Raw genomic sequence first — 20,333 nt, 5'->3', positions numbered from 1 at the left:
AGATAGTTGAGCAACTCAAGCGACTCCGCGACAGTACAACCGCAACTGCTTGAGTTTGTCAAGCATTCGGCTTATGTTTGCCGGGTGCCGCAACCCTCGCCGTCGGCCGCACCGACCGCACTCGACGTCATGGCGACGCTCACCGAGTTCTGCCGCGTCTACCAGCAGGACTTCCTGGCCGCCGCCCAGAGCCTGGATCTGACCTTCAGCCAGGCCAAGCTCGTCTGCCTGCTCGCCGAGCCGCGCGCGATGCGCGAACTGGCCGAGGATCTGTCCTGCGACGCGTCGAACATCACCCTGCTCATCGCCCGGCTGGAACAGCGCGGCCTGGTCGAGCGACACGTCGACCCGGCCGATCGCCGGGTGAAGAAGGTGGTCGCCACGGCCGAGGGCGCGGCGATCGCCCGGGAGATCCGCCGGCGGCTGCACGGTGTCCGGGCCGCGCTGGAAGCGCTCAGCCCCGCACGCCGCCGCAGCCTGCAGAGCATTCTCGAGCAGATGCACGCGCACATGACCAGCCCGGACTGACTCGATTCCGCGCGGCGGAACTCCGCGCCCGCGCGTCAGCCGGGGGGCGACACCTTTGCCGATCGCGTCACCGAAACGGTCGGGGCGATCGTCCGGCCGCAGGTGATAGTTTGCTCAAAGATTGCTACAACGAGGGCATTTTCCGTTCGCACGAACAGGAGGATCGCATGGGGCTCGACGAGCAAGCCGAAGAATCCTGGTGGTCGCTGTCCCGGCGCGGAGTGCTGGGACTCGGCGCCGCGGCCCTGGTGACGGCGGGTGTGGGCATGTCCGCCACCGGCTGCGGGGATTCCGGCGACGACACCGCGGTGGAGAACCGCAAGGACCCCGTCGAGCCGAGTGAGCACATCATCGACCAGCAGGCCCAGGTGAACCGGTCCCTGCCCTTCTCCGACACCACCGATTTCGCCGACGCCGACCGCGGATTCGTGGCCGCGCTCGAACCGGACGTGATCAAGAACGCGGACGGAAAGGTGGTGTGGGACAACGACTCCTACGGCTTCATCCAGGGCAGCTGTCCGAACTCGGTCAATCCCAGCCTGTGGCGGCAGTCGCAACTGGTCCTCAAGCAGGGCCTCTACGAGATCGCGCCGGGCTTCTACCAGATCCGCGGCCTGGACCTGTCGAACATGACCTTGATCGAGGGCGACACCGGGGTGATCGTCATCGATCCGCTGATCTCCACCGAGACCGCGAAGGCCGGGCTCGAGCTGTACCGCGCGCACCGCGGCGACCGCCCGGTCACCGGCATGATCTACACCCACTCCCACGTCGACCACTTCGGCGGCGCGCTCGGCGTCACCACCACCGAGGACGTCGCCTCGGGCCGCTGCCCGGTGCTCGCCCCGGCCGGCTTCGTCGACCACGCCGTCAGCGAGAACGTCTTCGCCGGCACCGCCATGGCCCGCCGCTCGGCCTATATGTACGGCGCGGCCCTGCCCCGCGGCGCGCAGGGACAGGTCGGCGCGGGCCTGGGCATGACCACCTCGACGGGCACGGTGACCCTGGTCCCGCCCACCCGCGACATCACCACCACCGGCCAGGAGGAGGTGCTGGACGGGGTGCGCATCGTCTTCCAGCTGACCCCCGGCACCGAGGCGCCGTCCGAGATGAACTTCTACTTCCCCGAACACCGCACGCTGTGCATGGCCGAGAACGCCACCCACACCCTGCACAACATCCTGACCCTGCGCGGCGCGGTGGTCCGCGACGCCCACGTCTGGGCGCAGTACCTCACCGAGACCATCACCCTGTTCGGCGACAAGACCGACGTCGCCTTCGCCTCGCACCACTGGCCGATGTGGGAGACCGCCCGCATCACCGAATGGCTTTCGCTGCAACGGGATACCTACGCCTACCTGCACGACCAGACGCTGCGCCTGCTCAATCAGGGCTACACCGGCATCGAGATCGCCGAGATGATGCGAATGCCGCCCGCCCTGGAGCAGAAGTGGTACAACCACGGCTACTACGGGTCGGTGAGCCACGACGTCAAGGCGATCTACCAGCGCTATATGGGCTGGTTCGACGGCAATCCCGCCCACCTGTGGGAGCACCCGCCGGTCGAGGCGGCCAAACGGCACGTCGAGGCCATGGGCGGCGGGGGCGAGGTAGTCAAGAAGGCCCGCAGCGCCTACGACGACGGCGACTACCGCTGGGCGGTCCAGCTGCTCAACTACGCCATCTTCGCCGATCCCGGCAATCAGGACGCGAAGATGGTGCAGGCCAGCGCGTTCGAGCAACTCGGCTACGGCTCCGAGAACGGGACCTGGCGCAACTTCTTCCTCTCCGGCGCCTACGAACTACGCAACGGCAACTTCGGCACCCCCACCCAGACCTCCTCCCCCTCGCTGCTCGCGGCGCTCTCGGTCGACCAGATCCTCGACGCGGCCGCCTTCACCGTCAACGGCCCCGAAGCCTGGGATCTGAACCTGGTCAACGACTGGCGGATCACCGACGAGAACAAGACCTACCGCACCGAACTCCGCAACGGCGTGCTCGTCCACTACGCCCTGCCGCCCGACTTCGCCGGCCCCCGCCCGGACGCGACGTTCACCCTGTCCCGGCCCACGCTGATCGCCGTGTTCACCGGGACCCAGGATCCGGCCGCGGCGGTCAGCTCCGGCCTGCTCCAGGTCGACGGCGACGTCACCAAGCTTCAGCAGCTCAAAGCGGTACTGGACAAACCGGATCCCGGGTTCAACATCGTCACACCGTGATCCGGTGCGGCGCGTGGTCCGGCTGCCGGACCCCGCGCCGCCACACCTCGGTGATCCGCCGGGTGGCGGTGATGTCGCGGATCGGGTCGCCCTGCACCAGAACGAGATCCGCGCGGAGTCCGGGGGCGATCCGCCCCCGGTCGCGCAGGCCGAAGTGCTGGGCGGGCAGTCCGGTGGCCGAGACCAGGGACTGTTCGGGTGTGAGGCCCGCCGCCACGAGCAGTTCCAGTTCGCGGTGCAGGCCCGCGCCGTGCTCGGGCACGAACGGCGTGGCGTCGGTGCCCGCGAGCAGCGGGACGCCGGCCCGGTGCAGAGCGCGGACCGCGCCCGCCGCGTTGGCCGAGCTGCCGGGGCGGGCGCAGTCGGCGGTGCGCACCCGCTGGGCGGTGATGGCCTCGAAGTAGGCGAGCGTGGTGACGACGAAAGCGCCGTGGGCGCGGAGCCGATCCGCCAGGGCGGCGGTGGCCGGGTCGCCGGGCGCGAGATCGGTCCAGACATGGGCCAGCCCGTCCACGCCCGCGTCCAGCGCGATCGCCACCTCGGCGGCGGTGACGGCGTGGGCGATCACGCGCAGGCCCGCGTCGTGCGCCGACTCCGTCAGGGCGGCAACGGTTTCCGGTGACAGCGCGGGCAGGTCCGCGCCGTGCACCGCGCCGTCGTCGATGACGATCTTGAGGTAGTCGGCGCCCTCGGCCAACCGGGCTTCGACGAAAGCCGGTGCCTGCGCCGGGGATTCGACGAAATCGATGGTGGTGCCGACGCCGTCGAGCAGGCCCGCCATCCCCGCGAGCAATTGGGTGGGGTGGCCGCCGGGCGCGGTGGCCAGGGTGCCCGGGCTGCGGAAGTCGGCGACGTCGTCGCGCTCGGCGGCCAGGCGGCGCTGTCCGGCGAGGACCTCGGGCAGGCAGAACATGTCGAGTTCGGTGGTGACGCCGTGCCGCAGCGCCGCCGCGAGGCTGCCGTCGAAGACGTGGGTGTGCGCGTCGATCAGACCGGGCAGCAGGGTGTGGCCGGTGCCGTCGATCTCGACGTCGGCCCGCTCGGCCGCGCCGCCGACGGCGGCGATCACGGCGTCGTGCAGGACCACGTCGACGGGTCCGAGGTTGCGCTGCCCGTCGAAAACCTGGGCGCCGCGAATGCTGGTGCGCATCGAATTCTCCTGTGTGCTGGTGACTTTCCGGGTTCGCTCCCGGCCACCACCACAGAGGGCGTACCGCCCCCGGGTTGTGACATCGCTGTGGCGCCGATCACAGCCGGGTCCGCCCATGTCACACTCGAGGCGTCGTGTGCCTCTTCGGTCCTGACACAGCGAGGAGGCACACATGACATCCGTTCCGCCGGACACCGGCACCGAAGAATTCCTGGGCTATCGCGAACTGCTGTTCTCGGTGGTCTACAACATGCTGGGCAGCGTCGCCGACACCGAGGACGTGCTCCAGGAGGTGTGGCTGGCCTGGGCCGCCCGGCACCGCGCCGCCGACGCGCGGCCGGTGCAGAACCCGCGGGCCTATCTGGTCCGGATCGCCGCCAACCAGGCCCTCGCCCGGCGCGCCGACCTGAGCAAGCGCAAGGAGACCTACATCGGCCCGTGGCTGCCGGAACCCCTGGTCGCCGCCGAGCCGGACAGCGCCGCCGCCGTCGAGCGCGCCGAGGCGCTGTCCATGGCGATGCTCGTTGTGCTGGAGACGCTCTCGCCGCTGGAGCGCGCGGTCTTCGTGCTGCACGAGGTCTTCGGTTTCCAGCATCCGGAGATCGCGGACATGCTCGACCGCTCCCCCGCCGCGATCCGCCAGCTCGCGACCCGCGCCCGCCGCCACGTGCACGCCCGCCGCCCCCGGCATAGCGCGCCGCCGCAGCTCCAGGCCCGCGTGACCGAGCGGTTCGCCGCGGCCGCGCTGGGCGGCGATCTGCACGCACTGCTGGAGATCCTCGCGCCCGAGGTGACGCTGTGGACCGACGGCGGCGGCAAAGGCCCCGCGCTCAGCCTGCGCCCGGTGCACGGCCGCGACAACGTCGCCGCCGTCTTCATGTCCGTCGCCGCGACGATCCCCACCGATCTGGACCTGCGCTATCGCCGCGTCGCCGGGGACGCCGGGGCCCTCGTGTTCTCCGGCGACAGCCCCCTGGCCGTCGTCGTCGTCGACCTCACGCCCGACGGCACCGCCATCGCCGCGGTCTACTCGATCACCAACCCGGACAAGCTCACCAGCATCAGCTGAGTCGGCGTGCGAGGCGAATCCCGCTCCCGCACAACCCTTCTTCCGCCTCGCGCGAGGTAGAGCGCCTTTGCCGCCGAATCCTTGCGCGCCCAACCCCGGAGGCTCACCCATGCCCATCCCGCACCATTCGGCACGTACCCGGCCGGCAGCGACATGACGACGAACGCGAATGCCCTGCGCCACAGCGATTCCGGACCGAAGGCACCGGACGATCCTGCGTCCCGGACCAGCTGGGCGGTGCTGCTCCTGCGCGCCGCGAGCACCGGCGTGGCCGCACTGGTCCTGCTCCAAGCCGCACTGGCGGGCAGCTTCCTGTCCGGCGAGTTCGCGGCCCTGGCCGCCCACGCCCGCAACGCGCGACTGCTGGGCGCACTCCTGCTCGTGCAACTGCTCGCGGCGCTGCTGTGCCGCCGGCTACGCCTGTCGGGCACGCAGCCGGTGCTCGCCGGGATCGGCCAGATCCTGGTCACCGCGGCCCTGATTCCCCTGGGCGAGCAGCGAATTCTGGCGGTCCACCTGCCGCTGGCGGTGCTGCTGGTGGTGGGCGTGCTGCAGCAGACCCACACCGCGTGGCGGCGCGTTCCGGGCGGACGCCGATGAGTTTCGCGATGTCACGCCGCGGCTTCCTCGGCGCCGCCGCGGCCACGGCCGCGGTCGCGGCGACCGGATGGGCCGGCGGCGCCCGCCTGCTCGGCCCGGGCGAGCCGGGGCTGCTGCTGCCCAGCCAGGTTCCGCTGCCCCGGCCGTTCACCGTGCCGCTGCCGATCCCCCGGGTGCTCGAGCCGGTGCGCCGCGACGCGGTCGCCGACTACTACGAAATCGCCCAGGGCCCGGCCGAATTGGAGATCCTGCCCGGCCTGCGCACACCGGCCTGGACCTACGGCGGCAGCTTCCCGGGCCCCACGATCGTGGCCCGCGCGGGCCGCCGGTCGGTGATCCGCCATCGCAACGACCTCGACCAGCCCGCGGTGGTCCACCTGCACGGCGGGCACACTCCCGCCGACAGCGACGGCTACCCGATGGACCTGATCCTGCCCGCGCACGCCACCCACCACACCGGCCATCACCAGGCCCGCGACGCCGCACCGGGCCATCGCGACTACACCTATCCGAATCAGCAGCGCGCCGCGACGCTCTGGTACCACGATCACCGCCACGGCGGCACCGGCTACGCCCTCTGGCAGGGGCTCGCGGGCTTCCACCTCATCGACGACGAGGAGCAAGCGGCACTGCGCCTGCCCTCGGGTGCCCGTGATCTCCCGCTCATGCTCGCCGATCGCTCCTTCGCGGCCGACGGTTCGTTCCGCTACCCGCGGGCCGGCGCGGACCGCCACGGCGTGACCGCTCCCTACATGAACGGGGTGCTCGGCGACGTCATCCTGGTCAACGGCGCGCCCTGGCCGACCGCCCGGGTCGACGCCGCGCGCCACCGCCTCCGTGTCCTGAACGCCTCCAACGCCCGCCGCTACCGCCTCGAACTCGACCCACCGCCACCGGGCGGCAACGCGCTGGTCCAGATCGGCTCGGACGGCGGCCTGCTGCCGCGCCCGATCGCGCACGATCGCCTCGACATCGCCCCGGCCGAACGCTTCGACCTGGTGGTCGACTTCGCCCGCTATCGGCCGGGCACCCGGGTCCGCCTGTGCAACCGGCTGGGCAGCGGGTCAACCGCCGAGATCATGCGCTTCGAGATCACCGCCGCGTCGGGCGACGACCCGCCGCTGCCCGACCGCCTCGGCGCGGCGCCCGCCGTGGACCCGAGCCGCGCCGTCCGCACCCGCACCTTCCACTTCCAGCTCCGCCCCGATCACGGCTGGACCATCAACGGACTCCCCTACCAGGCCGGCCGCGTACTGGCCCGCCCGCGCCTGGGCGAGCTCGAGGTCTGGCGGCTGATCAGCGATTTCCACCATCCGATCCACCTGCACCTCGACCCGTTCCTGGTGCTCTCGCGCAACAACCGGCCGCCGCTGCCCACCGACTCCGGCTGGAAGGACACCGTCGACCTGCGGCCCGCCGAAGCGGTCGAGATCGCGGTCCGGTTCACCGACCACGCGGGCACCTTCATGCTGCACTGCCACAACGCCGAGCACGAGGACATGTCGATGATGGCCGACTTCGTCACCGAGTAGCCCGAATTCGGGTGGCACTGCCCTGCGGCACTGTGCTGTGATCGTCTCCGGGGAGGAACGATGCAGAGAGATCCGTCTACCCGCCGGGACTACCGGCGGGTGCTGACCCTGATATTCCGGATCGTGGCCGGGCTCGTGTGCGCCGCCGCGGCCCTGTTGTGGCTGCTGTGCGTGGCCGGGGTGCTCAGCTCGCGCCTGTCGTCCGATCCCGCCGACGACCCGCACGGCTACCGGCTGATCTTCGGGACCATGCTGAGCCTGCCCGCCGCGCTCGTCACCGGGCTCACCCTGCCGGTGGCGCTGCCGCACCGCCGGATCACCGTGGTCGCGAACGCGGTGCTGTTGCTGGGCACCGCGGCGGCGCTGGCGGCGCTGGTATCGGACTGACCTTCCGACCCCAGCGAGGTTGCTGGAAATTTGCTGTCGGTCGGCGATACTTGACCGGTGATCAAGACCGAGCGCGCGCTGGCCGACGGCCGGACGATCCGGTATTACGACGCCACCCCGGTGGCGCGCCTGGCCACGGATTCGCGCGACCTGCCGACCGCGCACACCAGCTCCGAGGCCCGGTTCGATCCGCTGCTGGGCGAGTGGGTGGTGGTGGCCTCGCACCGGCAGTCGCGCACCTTCCTGCCGCCCGCGGACCTGTGCCCGCTCTGCCCCTCGACGCCGGAGCACGCCACCGAGGTCCCCGAAACCGACTACCAGATCGCGGTTTTCGACAACCGCTTCCCCTCGCTCACCCCGGTGCGCGCCGAGCACCCCGCCGCGGTCGCGGGCGCACCCCTGGCGCTGCTGCGCGACGGCTTCGGCAAGTGCGAGGTGGTGTGCTTCACCAGCGCCCACAACTCCTCGTTCGCCCAGCTCGAGCCGACCCGGGTCCGGCTGGTGGTCGACGTGTGGGCCGAGCGCACCGCGGAGCTCGCGGCGCTGGACGGCATCGGCCAGGTGTTCTGCTTCGAGAACTCCGGCGCCGACATCGGGGTCACCCTGTCGCACCCACACGGGCAGATCTACGCCTACCCGTTCGTGACGCCGCGCGTGACCAAGATCAGCGGCAATGTCACCGCCTACCGGAAAGCGCACGACGCCAGCCTGTTCGGCGATATGCTCGCCGCCGAACGCAGCACCGGCCGGCGCGTGGTCGCCGCCAACGCCGAGTGGACGGCGTTCGTGCCGCCGTTCGCGCGCTGGCCCTACGAGGTACAGCTCTACCCGCACCGCCGGGTCGCCGACCTGCCCGACCTGGACGACGCCCAGCGCGACGCCTTCGCCGAGCTCTACCCGGACGTGCTGCGCCGCTTCGCCCGCCGCTTCCCGGCCCCGATGCCGTACGTGGCGGCCTGGAACCAGGCGCCGACGCCCGATTCCGGTGTCCCGCGCCAGGATTGGTGGCTGCACCTGCAACTGTTCTCGATCCGGCGGGCTGCGGACAAGCTCAAGTATCTGGCAGGGTCGGAGTCGGGCATGAACGTGTTCATCAGCGACACCACGCCCGAACAGGTCGCGGCGGAATTGCGGGAGGTGCGGTGAATCAAGTGTCCGAGGGCGCGTCGATGGATGTCGCGGCGATGAACCCGGGCGGCATCTGGGCCGCGCCGGGCCGGGTCAACATCATCGGCGAGCACACCGATTACAACGGCGGCTACTGCCTGCCCATGGCGCTGCCGCAGGTGGTGCGCTGCACCGCGATGCCGCGCACCGACGCCCGCGTGCGGGTCAGCTCACAGCAGCATCCCGGCGAGCGCATCGAGGTGCTGGTGCCCGAGCTCGCGGACGCGCCGGTGCGGGGCTGGGCGCGCTACCCGCTCGGCGTCGTGTACGAGTTCCACCGCCGCGGCCACCGGATCCCGGGCGTGGATCTCGAACTGGACGGCTCGGTGCCGATCGGCGCGGGACTGTCCTCCTCGGCGGCCCTGGAGTGCTCGGTGGCGATCGCGCTGCGCGATCTGTTCGCGCTGCCGGTCTCCGACGACGAGCTGATCGACATCGCGAACAAGGCCGAGAACGACTACGTGGGCGCGCCGACCGGCACGCTGGATCAGACCGCCTCGATCCGCTGCACCGCCGGGCACGCGCTGTTCCTGGACGCTCTGACCGGCGAAACCGCCCAGGTGCCTTTCGATCTCGCGGCCAGGAAGCTGGCGCTGCTGATCGTCGACACGAACACCCCGCACGCCCTGGTCGACAGCGAGTACGCGCGCCGGCGCCAGGAGTGCGAGGCCGCCGCCGCCCAGCTCGGCGTCGAGCGGCTGCGCGAGGTCACCGACCCGCGCGCGGTCGCGACGCTCACCGATCCGGTGCTGCGCCGCCGCGCCCGCCACGTGGTGAGTGAGAACGCCCGCGTGCTGGCCGTGGTGGAGGCCCTGCGCAACGGCTCCGACCCGCGCACCATCGGCCCGATCCTGACCGCCGCGCACGCCTCGCTGCGCGACGACTTCATGGTCTCGACCGCCCAGCTCGACACCGCCGTCGAGGCCGCGCTCGACGCGGGCGCGCACGGCGCCCGGATGGTGGGCGGCGGGTTCGGCGGCAGCATCATCGCGCTGATCGACGCCGCCACCACCGACAAGGTGATCGCCGAGGTCGAAAATCGTTTCCGCGCCGCCTATTTCGCGGAACCCCGGGCCTTCGTCGCGATCCCCTCGGCCGGCGCGCGGCGGATGGAGCACCCGTGACCCCGCCTTCGGGCCGGCAGTACCGGATCGCGCACGGCAACCAGGAGGCGATCGTCGTCGAGGTCGGCGGCGGAATCCGCGCCTACCGGGTGGGGACGCGCGAGGTGCTCCAGCCCTACGCCGAGAACGCGATCGCCGACGGAGCGCACGGCGCGGTGCTGATCCCGTGGCCGAATCGGTTGCGCGACGGCAGATATCGGTTCGGCGACGCCGACTACCAGGTGCCGCTGACCGAGCCGACGAAGAACAACGCGATCCACGGATTCCTGCGCTGGCGGCCGTGGCAGGCCGAGGCGGCGGCGGCCGAGGTCACCATGCGGACCACCCTGCACCCCCGGCCGGACTACCCGTTCCAGCTCGACCTGGCCGTACATTACGCCCTGTCCGACGCGGGCCTGACGGTGACCACCACCGCGCACAACACCGGCCCGATCCCCGCGCCGTACGGCTGCGGACATCACCCGTACCTGTCCCCGGGCACGGGCGCCATCGATTCGGCGATCCTGCACCTGGACGCCGCCACCCGCATTCGCACCGACCCCTACCGGCAGCTCCCGGTCGGCGCCGAACCGGTCTCGGACACACCGGATTTCGACTTCACCTTACCCCGGCAGGTAGGCGCCGCCGAGATCGACCACGCCTTCACCGACCTGGCGCGCGACGAGACCGGCCGGGCCTGGGTGCGGCTGCGCGGCATCGATCACCAGGTGGCCGAGCTCTGGGTCGACGAGTCCTACCCGATCATCCAGCTGTACACCGCCGATACCCTCGGCCCCGGCCAGCGCCGCGCCGGACTCGCCGCGGAACCGATGACCTGCCCGCCCAATGCCTTTCAGACCGGCGATCGCCTGATCCGGCTCGCCCCGGGCGCGACGGCGACCACCCGCTGGGGCGCGCGGCTCACCCCCGCAACCTAGCCGGAATGCGTTCGAGGACGCCGCCCGCGAAAACGTCGTAGAGCGGCAGGGTCTCCAGATGCACGTAGCCGATGTGGCAGTCGCACACCGCGAGCGGGCACGCGCGCGGCCCCAGCGCGGCCCGGTAGGAGCCGTCGTAGAGGTTGCCCAGCTCGGTGCGGACGAAATGACAGCGCCGCACGGTGCCGTCGCCGTCCACCGAGATCACCGATTCCCCGGTGCGGCAGGGTAATCCGCCCGAGCGGTGCGGATGCAGGCTGAACTCGAACAGCGGGTCCAGCCGCTGCCAGTCCGCGGCCTGAGCGGCGGTCAGTTCGTAGCCCTCCGGGGCGTTGACCCACAGGTAGACGTGTTCGGGCAGATCCGCGCGCAGCCGGCGGGCGGCGGGCAGATGCTCGGGAAAGCCCACCACGCCGACGCTGAATCGAATTCCCTTGTCCGCCAGATCCGTGCACTTGGCGAGGAATCGATCGTACGGAGTCTGGCCCGGGTGGTAGGTGCACCAGAGTGCGAGGGTGTCCGGATCGGCCTCGGCCAGCCACTCGGTGCGGCAGCTGAGGTTGGTCTGGATCGCGACCCGCCGCACCTGCGGCAGGTGCGAGAGCTCGACGAGCGCGCGCCGATACCAGGACCGCACCAGCCCCTCGCCCCAGGGCGTGAACAGGATCGACAGGCGATCCTCGCGCTGCGCGCGCACCCAGCCGCAGAACCGTTCCAGCGCAGCCCGATCCGCGTGCAGCTGGTCACGGCTGTCACGACGCTTGGCGAAGGGGCAGTACGGGCAGTCGTAATCGCAGGACGCGAGCGGACCGCGATACAGCATGGTCAGATCCATCGCCGTGCCGCCGGTCATTTCGGCTCGTAGGCGGCCATCGCGGCGTGCACCGCGGGCGAGAACAGCCGCGGACCGAGCGCGTCGGAGTAGGCCAGGCCCTCCGGCGTCAGCCGCAGCAGCCCGGGCCCGGCATCCGGGTCGAGCCAGCCCAGCGCGGCGAATTCGGCCAGCTCCGTGGCGAAGTGCTCGCTCGGCGGCGCACCGAAGCGGGCCCGGTACCCGGCGAGGTCCATCCCGTCGGCCTGCAACAGCGATTGCAGCAGGTGCCGTCGTCGCGCCTCGTCCGCGTCGATCCGGCGGCCCACCTCGGCCCGGGTGAAATCCGTTGTGCGCGTGTATCCGTCGATGATCTCGCGCACTTCGCGCGGGGCGACCGCGTAATCGAAGGAGTAGTGCAGGCCCGAGGTGTAGGAGCGGGCGCCGCAGCCGAGCCCGATCATGCCGTCGGTCTGGCACGCGTAGTCGCCGGGCCCGAGCTCGGGGGCGTCGATCCGGCGGAACATGCGCATCGAGGTCTGCGCGTAGCCGTGCTCGAGCAGCAGGTCGCGGCCGGTGCGGTAGAGCCGCAGCCGCTGCTCGTCCCACTCCGCGTCGGCCCCGGCGGACAGCTTGCCCAGACCGGTCAGCGGCCGCACGTAGAGCGGATACAGATAGAGCTCCTCGGGCCGCCAGGCCAGCGCCGCCGCCAGCGAGGCGCGCCAGGTCCGCTCGGTCTGGCCTTCGATGCCGTAGATCAGATCGATGTTGAGCACCGGAACACCCGCCGCCCGAATGCGTTCCAGCGCGGCCTCGACCTCCGCGCGGCGCTGTGGCCGCACCGCGGCCTTGGCCTCGGCGTCGACGAAGCTCTGCACGCCGATGCTGATCCGGGTCGCGCCGCGCTCGGCCAGCACCGCGAGCCGGTCGGCGGTGGCGGTGCTCGGCGAGGTCTCCACCGACAGCGGGACCGCGCGCAGATCCGCGCCCATGCCCTCGGCGAGGTCGCAGAGCCGGGTCAGTTCGCCGGCGTCGAGGTAGGTGGGGGTGCCGCCGCCGAACGCCGCCGCCGCGAACCGCACCGGCCGCTCCCCCAGCGCCGCCCGGACCGCGTCGGCCTGCCGCTCCAGCGCGTCGAGGTAGCGCCCTGTGAGATCGTCGGGCGCGCCGATGCGGGTGAACAGATTGCAGAAGCCGCAACGGTATTCGCAGAACGGGATGTGCGCGTACAGCGACAGCGCGTCCGTGGGCTCGCCCGCCCACAGCGTGCGCAGGTCCGGCCGGTCCGGCAGCGGCCGGTAGGCCGTCTTGTGCGGATAGCCGTAGACGTAGCTCTGGTACGGGCGCGGACGGGTCATCGTGGTCATGAGCGGGCCTCTAGGAAGAACTGGGCGTAGGGCACGGTCCACACCGCCTCGTGGCCGAGGCGGTGCCCGGTGAAACCGTCCTCACCGTAGGTGGTGCCGTGGTCGGAGCAGACGATGGCGAAGCAGCGCCGCCGGCTGCTCGCGGCGGCGAACAGCCGGCCGATGTGGCGGTCGACGTATTCCAGTGCGGCGGCGTGGGTTTCGCGGGAATCCCCGGCGGCCGCGGTCGCGCCGGGCAGGTGGAACCAGTTCGGCTGGTGCAGGGCGGCGACATTGACGAACAGGAACAGCCTGCGCTCGGGCGGCAACCCGGCCACCACCTGCTCGGCGCGCGCCACCTGCGCCTGGAACGATTCCGGTGCGGCGACGGAGAATTCGGGCTCCCAGTGACTCTCCTGGAACAGCCCGGGCAGGGTGGATCCCATCGGTCCGCGCTTGTTGAAGAACCCGACGCCGCCGATGCAGACCGTGCGATATCCCGCGCCGGCCAGCGCGGACACCAGATCCGGGGTCTCGAAGACGAAGGTGCGGCCCGCCGTGGTCTCGCTGCCCTCGAAGCGGGCGGCGAACAGCCGCGGGTGCGGCCCCGGCGTGGCCGGCGTGGGCAGGAACCCGGCGAACATCGCCTGGTGCGAGGCGTAGGTGAAACTGCCCGGGGCGTGGCGCTTCTCCCACGCCCCGCCCGGCAGGTGCGGCGCCAGGTTCGGCAACCGGCCCGCCGCGGCCAGTTCCGCCGCCACATCGAAGCGCAGCGTGTCGAGGGTGACGAGCAGCAGATCGTCGCGCCCGATCACCTCGTTCATATCCGGATCAGGCATGGGCGGCCCTTCTCGTGCGGAGCAGTGCGGCGACCTGCGCGTCGTAGGTGTCACCGGATTCGGCTCCGCCGCCGTCGAATCCGCGCAAGCCCGGCAGCAGATCGCCGAAGGCGTTGACCTCGCCGACGGCGAAGCGCCGCCAGCCCGGCGCGGGCAGCAGGTCGACGCCGACGCGGGAGAATCCGGGGAAACAGGCCGCGGCCTGTTCACAGATCGCCAGCGCCTGCGCCCAGTGCTCGCCGAGCACCGCGCGGGCCGCGGCGAAATCGCCGCGAGCCCCGCCCAGGTGCAGGTTGGTCATGGGCCAGCGGCTGGTGCGCACCACCGCGTGCGTGGCCCGGCCGCCGACCACGACGACCCGCAGGTCGGCCGTGCGGCCGTGCAGGGTGCCCTTGGGCAGCCAGCGTTCGACGTGCAGGCCGTCCGGGGCGAGCGCGTCGACGATCGCGCCGACCTCGGTCTCCGCGGTGTAGGTGGCCACCCGCAGCGAATTGAACAGTCCGCCCGCCGCGTCGCGCCGCACCGAGGTGGTGGCGCGCACGCGGCCGCCGCCGGCCGTCGCGATCGCCAGCACGCCCGACGCCGAGGAGCCGTGCGCGAGTTTGACGAAGACGCGCGACAATCCGGCCTCGGCCATCAGCTCGCGCACGTCGTGCCAGCCGCCCACCGGGGCGGCCGCACCGGAGGTCGGCGCGGGCGGCACCGGCACCCCGGCGTCCGCGAGCACCCCGTGGCACAGCCGCTTGTCGAACAGCACCGCCAGATCCGACGGTTCATCGAGCAATTGGGCGCGCAGTCCGCGCGCCGCGTCGATGAACCGCCGATACCAGAGCGCCGACCCCTCGACCCGGGTCGGATCCTCGGTGTCGCGCAGCAGGCGCTCGACCACCGGATCCTCGCCGGGCGAGTCGAGGCGCACCAGTTCCGCCGGTGCGAACTCCGCGCGACCGCCGAGCACCTCCCGCCAGGACACCTCGCGCGCGGCCGGGAGCCCGGCCCGGCGCAGCGCCTCCTGGAATCCGGTGAGCCGCCGATTCCCCGGAATTCCGACGACGGCCAGCGGAGCCGGGCCGTTCACTCCCCGACCGAGACGTAGCGCCATTCCCGATCGTCGTCGAACTCGGCCTCCTCGTCCTCGGAGAGGATGACCTCCACGCCGAACGGCTCCAGTGCCCCGGCCAGCTGCTTGCACAGCGCGGAGCTGATGAAGTGATGGTGCAGGTCCAGCGTCTTCAGATGGGTCAGCGGCTGGCCTTCGAGCAGCGCGGCCGCGCCCTCGTCACCCAGGGTGCCCATGGACAGGTCCAGCGTGGTCAGGCGGGCCACCACGGGCGCGGCGGCCATCGCGAGGGCGATCTGATCCTGGATCTCGCTGTTGCGCAGCGCCAGATGCTTCAGGGCGGGGAACGCGGTGCCGGTCAGGAACGGCTCCAGATCGGCGATCTCGGCGGTCGCGCCGTATTCGGAGGTGCCCAGCCACAGGTCCAGGCGTTCCAGCGCGGGCAGCTCGCTGGCCGCGATATTGCGCACGATCTCCACATCCAGCCCGCCGGTCTGCACCGACAGCGTGCGCAGCTCGGCATGCCGGGCGACCGGGAACCCGATGTTCTCCCCACCGCGGAATCCGAACTCGCGCAGGGCCGGAAACGCCCGCAGCAGCGGCCCAAGATCGGACTGGTGGATCCAGGAGCACTCGTTCTCGTCGTAGGTGATGTCGCCGACGAACAGCGCGCGCAGCGCGGGCAACCGCGGCGCGGCCTCGACCAGCGCGGCGACGACCGGCTCGGAATCCTCGTCGCCCTCGCCCCACACGCCCACGATCAGCGCGCGCACCTCGGTGCCGTCGACGGTTTCCAGGAAACGGGTGAACGCGGCGACCCAGCTTTCCTTGCTGTCCCACGGCTCGATGCCGACGCGCCAGGCCACCGCGCCGGCGGCGGGTAGCTCGGCTTTCGAGTCGGCATCGGGGAATTCGAACACGGGCAGTCCGTGGAATTCCTCCATGTGGTCGGAAATGGCCATAACGCGAGCTCCCCAGGGTCCTTGAAAGACGGTCGATCCGATGTGCCAGCACTTTCTACCAGGAGCCGCCGACAGCCGCGTGGGCCGCCGTGAATTGTCGTACCCCACCGCTACTTTCGTAGTCGGGAGCCGGCGAACCAGGCGTCGGCTCGGAGGAGGAGAGCCATGTTCCGTCAGGGCGACGTGCTGATCATGCCGGTCGCGGAGGAGTCCGTGCCCGAGCGTTTCCGCGAGGCCACCGGCGAGCCGCGCGACGGGCGCGGCCGGATGGTGCTGGCGCTGGGCGAGGTCACCGGCCACGCGCACGCCCTGACCGCACCCGGCCGCCTGATCCGCACCGGCGCGCCGACGGCACCCAAGCTGCTGCACCTGCCCGAGGGCGGGCGGCTGGTGCACGAGGAGCACGCGCCGATCCCCCTGCCCAAGGGCTGGTACCGGGTCATCCGCCAGCGCGAATACATCCCCGGCGCGGTCCGCGTCATCGCCGACTGATCTCCCCCACAACTCCAGCACAGAGCGGATTTTCATGGACACCATCGAGCACTGGCGCGCCGTCGCCGCCGCCACCGGCTGGGCCGACCGGTCCGCCGCCGAGGCCGGCCTGCGCCGCGCCTACACCGAGGCCGGGCTGGCCGAGCCCGCCCGCGTCATCTGGGCCGATTCGCCGGTGGCCGGCGTCGCCGCGGTGCGAGCCCTGAGCGATCCGGGCCGCAGCGTGCGCGAGGCCGTGCGCACGGTGCCGTGGGCCGCCGCGCGGCAGCGGCTGTTCGCCGAACTGGGCGCCGACGGCTGGAACCAGCGCTGGCAGGCGACCGGCGGCCAGATCTGGGACAGCACCCGGTCCCTGGCCGAGCGCGTCCGCCTCGGCGTGATCGAGGATCTGCTCGGCCCGTTCGAGCCCGATGACGACACCGACGGCGCGGCGCGCCAGGCCCGCGCGGCCGCCGAACGCGAGATCCGCGTCGTGCTGCTGGACGCCGTGCTCGGCCAGCACGACGCGCCGTGGCTGGCGGCCTTCGACGACACCGCCGAACTCGCGGGCCTGGCCGAGGTCGCCCGGCACGCGGGCTGGTGGTGGCCGTTCGAGCACGCCGTCGTCGTCTGCGAGCGCCCGCTGCACCTGCAGCGCGACGAGGCCGGGCGCCTGCACAGCGGGGACGGGCCCGCGCTGGTCTTCCCGGACGGTTTCGCGCTCTACTCCTGGGGCGGAATGCCCGTGCCGGCAACGTTTCTCGCCGAACTGAGCGATCTGACCCCGGCTCGGATCCGGGACGAGGAGAACGCGGAGCTGCGCCGCGTCATGCTCGAATACTTCGGCTACGAACGCTATCTCGCCGAATCCCACGCCGAGCCCGTGCACCGCGACGAGACGGGCATTCTCTGGCGGATACCCCTGCCCGACGACGAAGACGTAGCCATGGTCGAGGTGGTCAATTCCACCGCCGAGCCGGACGGCACCTTCCGCACCTACTGGCTGCGCGTGCCACCGGGCACCCGCACCGCCAAGGAGGGCGTGGCCTGGACTTTCGAGCTGGACGCCGAGAGCTACGAGCCGCTCCGTCAGACCTGAGCCCCCACGAAGCCCGCGATGCTGCGGCGGATCTTCGTCTCGGCCGCAGGGTCGTCGCAGCGCATCGCGGTGTTGGCCGCGCTGAGCACGGCGTCGATCTGGAAGGCGACCAGATCGGCGTCCACGGCGTCGATCTCGCCGACCGCGATCGCGGGGCGCAGCTCGGCGGCGAGCACACCGATCCACTCGGCTTTCGCGGCGACCAGCGCGTCCCGGATCGGGCCGGGGACGCTGTCGAATTCGGCCAGCGTGGCGGTCCAGAAGCAGCCGCCCGCGAACAGCGGGGCCGCGGCGTAGTCGATCCAGCGATCGATCAGCGCGCGCAGGCGTGGCAGCCCCGGCGCCCGCGACGCGGCCGGTCGGGTCACCGCGTCGACGAACAGCCGCCGGGCGTGGTCCACGGTGGCCAGTTGCAGGGCTTCCTTGGTCCGGAACAGCGTCTGGATACCGGCTTTGCTCAGGCCGGTGTCGGTCGCGAGCCGGCCGAAGCTCAAGCCGCCGAGCCCTTCCAGTGAGGCCAGGTCGACCGCTCGGCGCAGCACCAGCTGCCTGGTCTTCGCACCGCGGAGCAGGCGTTTGTCGGTGATCTCCGGCTCGCTCTGCATGCGGTCGATCGTACTCTTAGCTGCCCCGCCGCGAACCCAGGTGGTGTGCCAGCTGTTTGACCAGTTCGGTCGCGATCACCGCCTGCCCCGAGGTGCTGAAATGAATCCCGTCGGCGCTGAGCAGGTTCGGCCGGTCGTTGAACTCGTGGTCCCAGAAGTCGGTGAGCACGGCGTCGTACTCCGCCGCCAGGGCGTGGGTGAGATCGTTGAGCCGGCGGACCCGGTCGTGCCAGTCGGGGAACACCGGAACCACGTAGGCCCGCCCGGGCGTGAAGACCGTCAGCTGCGCTCCGGTACCCGCCGCCAGCCGGTACATCCGGCGCAGATCCCGCTCGATCTGCGCGAAATCGGGTGTGCGCCGGACAATGTCGTTGCAGCCCGAGTTCAGGTGCAAGAGATCGGGCCGGAACGCGCGGATCCGATCGAACTGCTCGGCCAGCACCTCGGGCGTCTTCGCCCCCACCCGCGCGGTGTTCAGGTAGGCCAGATCCGGGCGGACGCGGCCCAGGATCTCCGCGAACCGGGTGCACCAGCCGGTGGGCGCGTAACCCGGTGTGGGATCACTGGTTCCGGCCGAGAGGCTGTCGCCGAGCACGGCGAACCGTCGCCACGGGGCGTCGTAGAGCAGACCCGCCGCCACCTCCGCTGACAGGCACAGCGGGTCCGTTTCTTCCGTCATCGCGGGCATCGTCGCAGTCACAAATTAAGCATACGGTCGACCGCACACTTAATGCAAGAGTGATCTCCTCCGCCCGGCGGGCGACCGCCCGACCAGTCGTTTATGTTGATGCGCAACACAACTGGGAGTTATTCACACATGAAGGTGCATCACCTGAACTGCGGCAGCATGCGGCTGCCGACCGTCGACCTGATCTGCCACGTGCTGCTCGTCGAGACCGGCGACGGCCTGGTCCTCGTCGACACCGGACACGGGCTCCAGGACGCCGCCGATCCGGCCCGGCGCCTGGGCCTGGTCCGGCACTTCAACCGCCCCGCCTGCGACCCGGCCGAAACCGCCGCGAAACAGGTGGAGGACTTGGGTTTTCGCCGCGAGGACGTGCGGCACATCGTGCTCACCCACTTCGACTCCGATCACGCCGGCGGCCTCGCCGACTTCCCGGAAGCGCAGGTGCACCTCACCGACGCCGAATGGGAAGGGGCGATCGGCAGCCCGACCTGGTTCGAGCGGCAGCGATTCCGGTCACCGCAGTGGGCGCACAACCCGAAATTCGTGCGGTACACCCCCGCGGGTGAGGCGTGGCGCGGCTTCGCCGCCGCCCAGGAACTGACCGCCATCGCCCCCGGCATCGTGCTCATCGCGATGCCCGGTCACAGCCGCGGGCACGCGGCCGTCGCCGTCGACGCCGGGCACCGCTGGGTACTGCACTGCGGCGACGCCTTCTACCACCAGGGCACCCTCGACGGCGGACGACCGGTGCCGCGCATGCTCACGATGATGGAAGACTTCACCGCCTACGACCGGAAACAGGTGCGCGACAACCATTCCCGGCTCTCGGAGCTGTATCTGCGCGGCGAGTCCGATCTGCTGCTGGCCTGCTCGCACGACCCGCTGATGTTCGAGAAGGCCAAGGCCGGCGCCTAGGCCGCGACAGCCTGCCGCTGCCGGAGCTGCCAGGGGTCGTGCGCGTTGACCAGCGTCACCTCGTCCGGGTGCGTGCGCATCAGCTCGCGCAGCCGGGCCTGGGTCCCGAGTCGCCGGTCACGGTCGAACTCGGCGCTTTGCTGGAGGATGTCGAGCACCGGATGCGGCACCGGCGGCAGCTCCAGTTCGCGGTGGTAGTAGAAGGCGTCGCCGCAGTGCAGCAGCCACCGATCCCCCTGCCGCACAGCCACTCCCAGATGTCCGGGGGTGTGCCCGAGCAAGGGCACCAACCGGAAATCGGGGCCGAGTCCGGCCGGGGTGGCCGCGGTGAAACCGAACCACTCGTCGCCGGGTTCCGGGGTGTAGGTGACCCACTTCGGACCGTGCGCCCAGTGCGCGGGCCGGTACCGCGACGCGGCCGACTCCGCGAGCGCCGCGTCCAATTCCGCGGCGTGCACGTGCACCCGGGCCTCCGGGAAGTCCGGCAGGCCGCCGGAATGGTCGACGTCGAGATGGGTGAGCAGGATGTGCCCGACATCGCCGGGTGCGTAGCCGAGCCGTTCGATCTGCCGGACGGCGGTCTCCCTTTCGTCCAGCACCGGCTGGGCGAACCGCACCCAGTCCGCCTCCAGCGTCCCCGCCGGATCGCGCACGTTCGCCAGGCCCAGGCCGGTCTCGATGAGCACCAGGTCGTCGGCGGTCTCCACCAGCAGGCAGTGGTTCACGGTGTGGGCGCGGCCCGCGCCGGGCCGGGTCGCTTCGATCTCGGCCATGGACCCGCAGTTGAGGTGATGAATCTTCATGAGCGCTAGTCTGTGACTTGAAGCGCGCTTCAAGTCAAGGA

The 20,333-nt window shown here is 71.3% G+C and carries 21 protein-coding genes; 12 read left to right on the top strand and 9 right to left on the bottom strand.

Going from position 1 to position 20,333, the window contains the following annotated elements:
- Positions 1 to 84: 84 nt before the first annotated feature.
- Positions 85 to 528, top strand: coding sequence for a MarR family transcriptional regulator (locus AB0I43_RS18910; protein ID WP_356979753.1), 444 nt, complete (start codon positions 85 to 87; stop codon positions 526 to 528).
- Between the two features lie 167 nt (positions 529 to 695).
- Positions 696 to 2,747 (top strand): alkyl sulfatase dimerization domain-containing protein, encoded by a 2,052-nt coding sequence (locus AB0I43_RS18905; protein ID WP_356979755.1) that lies wholly within the window; start codon positions 696 to 698, stop codon positions 2,745 to 2,747.
- Here the strand turns inward: AB0I43_RS18905 and AB0I43_RS18900 are convergent.
- The gene (locus tag AB0I43_RS18900; RefSeq protein WP_356979757.1) at positions 2,737 to 3,897 is read right to left on the bottom strand and encodes an amidohydrolase family protein; all 1,161 of its coding nucleotides are present in this window, start codon (positions 3,895 to 3,897) and stop codon (positions 2,737 to 2,739) included. The genes AB0I43_RS18905 and AB0I43_RS18900 overlap by 11 nt on opposite strands.
- 172 nt (positions 3,898 to 4,069) lie before the next feature.
- On the opposite strand from AB0I43_RS18900, the gene sigJ reads away from it, so the two are divergent.
- The 7 genes from sigJ to AB0I43_RS18865 all read left to right on the top strand — a co-directional run bounded on the left by sigJ (position 4,070) and on the right by AB0I43_RS18865 (position 10,693).
- Positions 4,070 to 4,966 carry an RNA polymerase sigma factor SigJ gene (sigJ, locus tag AB0I43_RS18895; RefSeq protein ID WP_356979758.1) on the top strand — a complete coding sequence of 299 codons (897 nt, stop codon included), beginning with the start codon at positions 4,070 to 4,072 and terminating at the stop codon, positions 4,964 to 4,966.
- 153 nt (positions 4,967 to 5,119) lie between these two features.
- Positions 5,120 to 5,566, top strand: coding sequence for a hypothetical protein (locus tag AB0I43_RS18890; protein ID WP_356979759.1), 447 nt, complete (start codon positions 5,120 to 5,122; stop codon positions 5,564 to 5,566).
- Positions 5,563 to 7,098: a multicopper oxidase domain-containing protein gene (locus AB0I43_RS18885; protein WP_356979761.1), complete on the top strand. Its 1,536-nt coding sequence runs from the start codon at positions 5,563 to 5,565 to the stop codon at positions 7,096 to 7,098. The genes AB0I43_RS18890 and AB0I43_RS18885 overlap by 4 nt, the downstream gene beginning before the upstream one ends.
- 60 nt (positions 7,099 to 7,158) lie before the next feature.
- Positions 7,159 to 7,485, top strand: a complete 327-nt coding sequence (locus AB0I43_RS18880) for a hypothetical protein (protein ID WP_356979763.1) — start codon at positions 7,159 to 7,161, stop codon at positions 7,483 to 7,485.
- A 78-nt stretch (positions 7,486 to 7,563) separates the two neighbouring features.
- Positions 7,564 to 8,631 (top strand): galactose-1-phosphate uridylyltransferase, encoded by a 1,068-nt coding sequence (gene galT, locus AB0I43_RS18875; protein WP_356979845.1) that lies wholly within the window; start codon positions 7,564 to 7,566, stop codon positions 8,629 to 8,631.
- A 38-nt stretch (positions 8,632 to 8,669) separates the two neighbouring features.
- Entirely contained in the window at positions 8,670 to 9,776 is a 1,107-nt protein-coding gene (gene galK / locus AB0I43_RS18870; protein WP_356979847.1) for a galactokinase, read from the top strand.
- Positions 9,773 to 10,693: an aldose 1-epimerase family protein gene (locus tag AB0I43_RS18865; protein ID WP_356979765.1), complete on the top strand. Its 921-nt coding sequence runs from the start codon at positions 9,773 to 9,775 to the stop codon at positions 10,691 to 10,693. Before galK ends, AB0I43_RS18865 begins: the two co-directional genes overlap by 4 nt.
- Here the strand turns inward: AB0I43_RS18865 and AB0I43_RS18860 are convergent.
- Genes AB0I43_RS18860 through AB0I43_RS18840 form a run of 5 tightly spaced genes read right to left on the bottom strand, consistent with a single transcriptional unit; the run spans position 10,677 to position 15,711 of the window.
- Positions 10,677 to 11,546 carry an STM4011 family radical SAM protein gene (locus AB0I43_RS18860; protein ID WP_356979766.1) on the bottom strand — a complete coding sequence of 290 codons (870 nt, stop codon included), beginning with the start codon at positions 11,544 to 11,546 and terminating at the stop codon, positions 10,677 to 10,679. The two genes, AB0I43_RS18865 and AB0I43_RS18860, sit on opposite strands and share 17 nt — an antisense overlap.
- Complete coding sequence (locus tag AB0I43_RS18855) at positions 11,543 to 12,871, bottom strand: STM4012 family radical SAM protein (protein WP_356979768.1); 1,329 nt, start codon at positions 12,869 to 12,871, stop codon at positions 11,543 to 11,545. The genes AB0I43_RS18860 and AB0I43_RS18855 overlap by 4 nt, the downstream gene beginning before the upstream one ends.
- Entirely contained in the window at positions 12,868 to 13,689 is an 822-nt protein-coding gene (locus AB0I43_RS18850) for an STM4013/SEN3800 family hydrolase (RefSeq protein ID WP_356979770.1), read from the bottom strand. Before AB0I43_RS18850 ends, AB0I43_RS18855 begins: the two co-directional genes overlap by 4 nt.
- Positions 13,682 to 14,791: an STM4014 family protein gene (locus tag AB0I43_RS18845; RefSeq protein WP_357432466.1), complete on the bottom strand. Its 1,110-nt coding sequence runs from the start codon at positions 14,789 to 14,791 to the stop codon at positions 13,682 to 13,684. Before AB0I43_RS18845 ends, AB0I43_RS18850 begins: the two co-directional genes overlap by 8 nt.
- Positions 14,764 to 15,711: an STM4015 family protein gene (locus tag AB0I43_RS18840; protein ID WP_356979774.1), complete on the bottom strand. Its 948-nt coding sequence runs from the start codon at positions 15,709 to 15,711 to the stop codon at positions 14,764 to 14,766. The genes AB0I43_RS18845 and AB0I43_RS18840 overlap by 28 nt, the downstream gene beginning before the upstream one ends.
- Positions 15,712 to 15,876: 165 nt before the next feature.
- On the opposite strand from AB0I43_RS18840, the gene AB0I43_RS18835 reads away from it, so the two are divergent.
- Both AB0I43_RS18835 and AB0I43_RS18830 read left to right on the top strand, forming a co-directional pair.
- Positions 15,877 to 16,203, top strand: a complete 327-nt coding sequence (locus AB0I43_RS18835; protein ID WP_356979776.1) for a hypothetical protein — start codon at positions 15,877 to 15,879, stop codon at positions 16,201 to 16,203.
- A 34-nt stretch (positions 16,204 to 16,237) separates the two neighbouring features.
- Positions 16,238 to 17,281 (top strand): DUF6745 domain-containing protein, encoded by a 1,044-nt coding sequence (locus AB0I43_RS18830; RefSeq protein WP_357432465.1) that lies wholly within the window; start codon positions 16,238 to 16,240, stop codon positions 17,279 to 17,281.
- On the opposite strand, the gene AB0I43_RS18825 is transcribed toward AB0I43_RS18830, so the two are convergent.
- Complete coding sequence (locus tag AB0I43_RS18825; protein ID WP_356979780.1) at positions 17,272 to 17,886, bottom strand: TetR/AcrR family transcriptional regulator; 615 nt, start codon at positions 17,884 to 17,886, stop codon at positions 17,272 to 17,274. The genes AB0I43_RS18830 and AB0I43_RS18825 overlap by 10 nt on opposite strands.
- A 16-nt stretch (positions 17,887 to 17,902) precedes the next feature.
- Positions 17,903 to 18,565, bottom strand: a complete 663-nt coding sequence (locus AB0I43_RS18820; protein WP_356979782.1) for an SGNH/GDSL hydrolase family protein — start codon at positions 18,563 to 18,565, stop codon at positions 17,903 to 17,905.
- Positions 18,566 to 18,703: 138 nt separating this feature from the next.
- On the opposite strand from AB0I43_RS18820, the gene AB0I43_RS18815 reads away from it, so the two are divergent.
- Positions 18,704 to 19,489, top strand: coding sequence for an MBL fold metallo-hydrolase (locus AB0I43_RS18815; protein WP_356979784.1), 786 nt, complete (start codon positions 18,704 to 18,706; stop codon positions 19,487 to 19,489).
- On the opposite strand, the gene AB0I43_RS18810 is transcribed toward AB0I43_RS18815, so the two are convergent.
- Positions 19,486 to 20,292, bottom strand: a complete 807-nt coding sequence (locus AB0I43_RS18810) for an MBL fold metallo-hydrolase (protein ID WP_356979786.1) — start codon at positions 20,290 to 20,292, stop codon at positions 19,486 to 19,488. The genes AB0I43_RS18815 and AB0I43_RS18810 overlap by 4 nt on opposite strands.
- Positions 20,293 to 20,333 lie beyond the last annotated feature (41 nt).

The sequence above is a fragment of the Nocardia sp. NPDC050435 genome (assembly GCF_040655395.1).
Lineage (GTDB): Bacteria > Actinomycetota > Actinomycetes > Mycobacteriales > Mycobacteriaceae > Nocardia.
The sequence above is the reverse complement of the archived record's forward strand: the minus strand, read 5'-3'. Positions and strand labels throughout refer to the sequence as shown.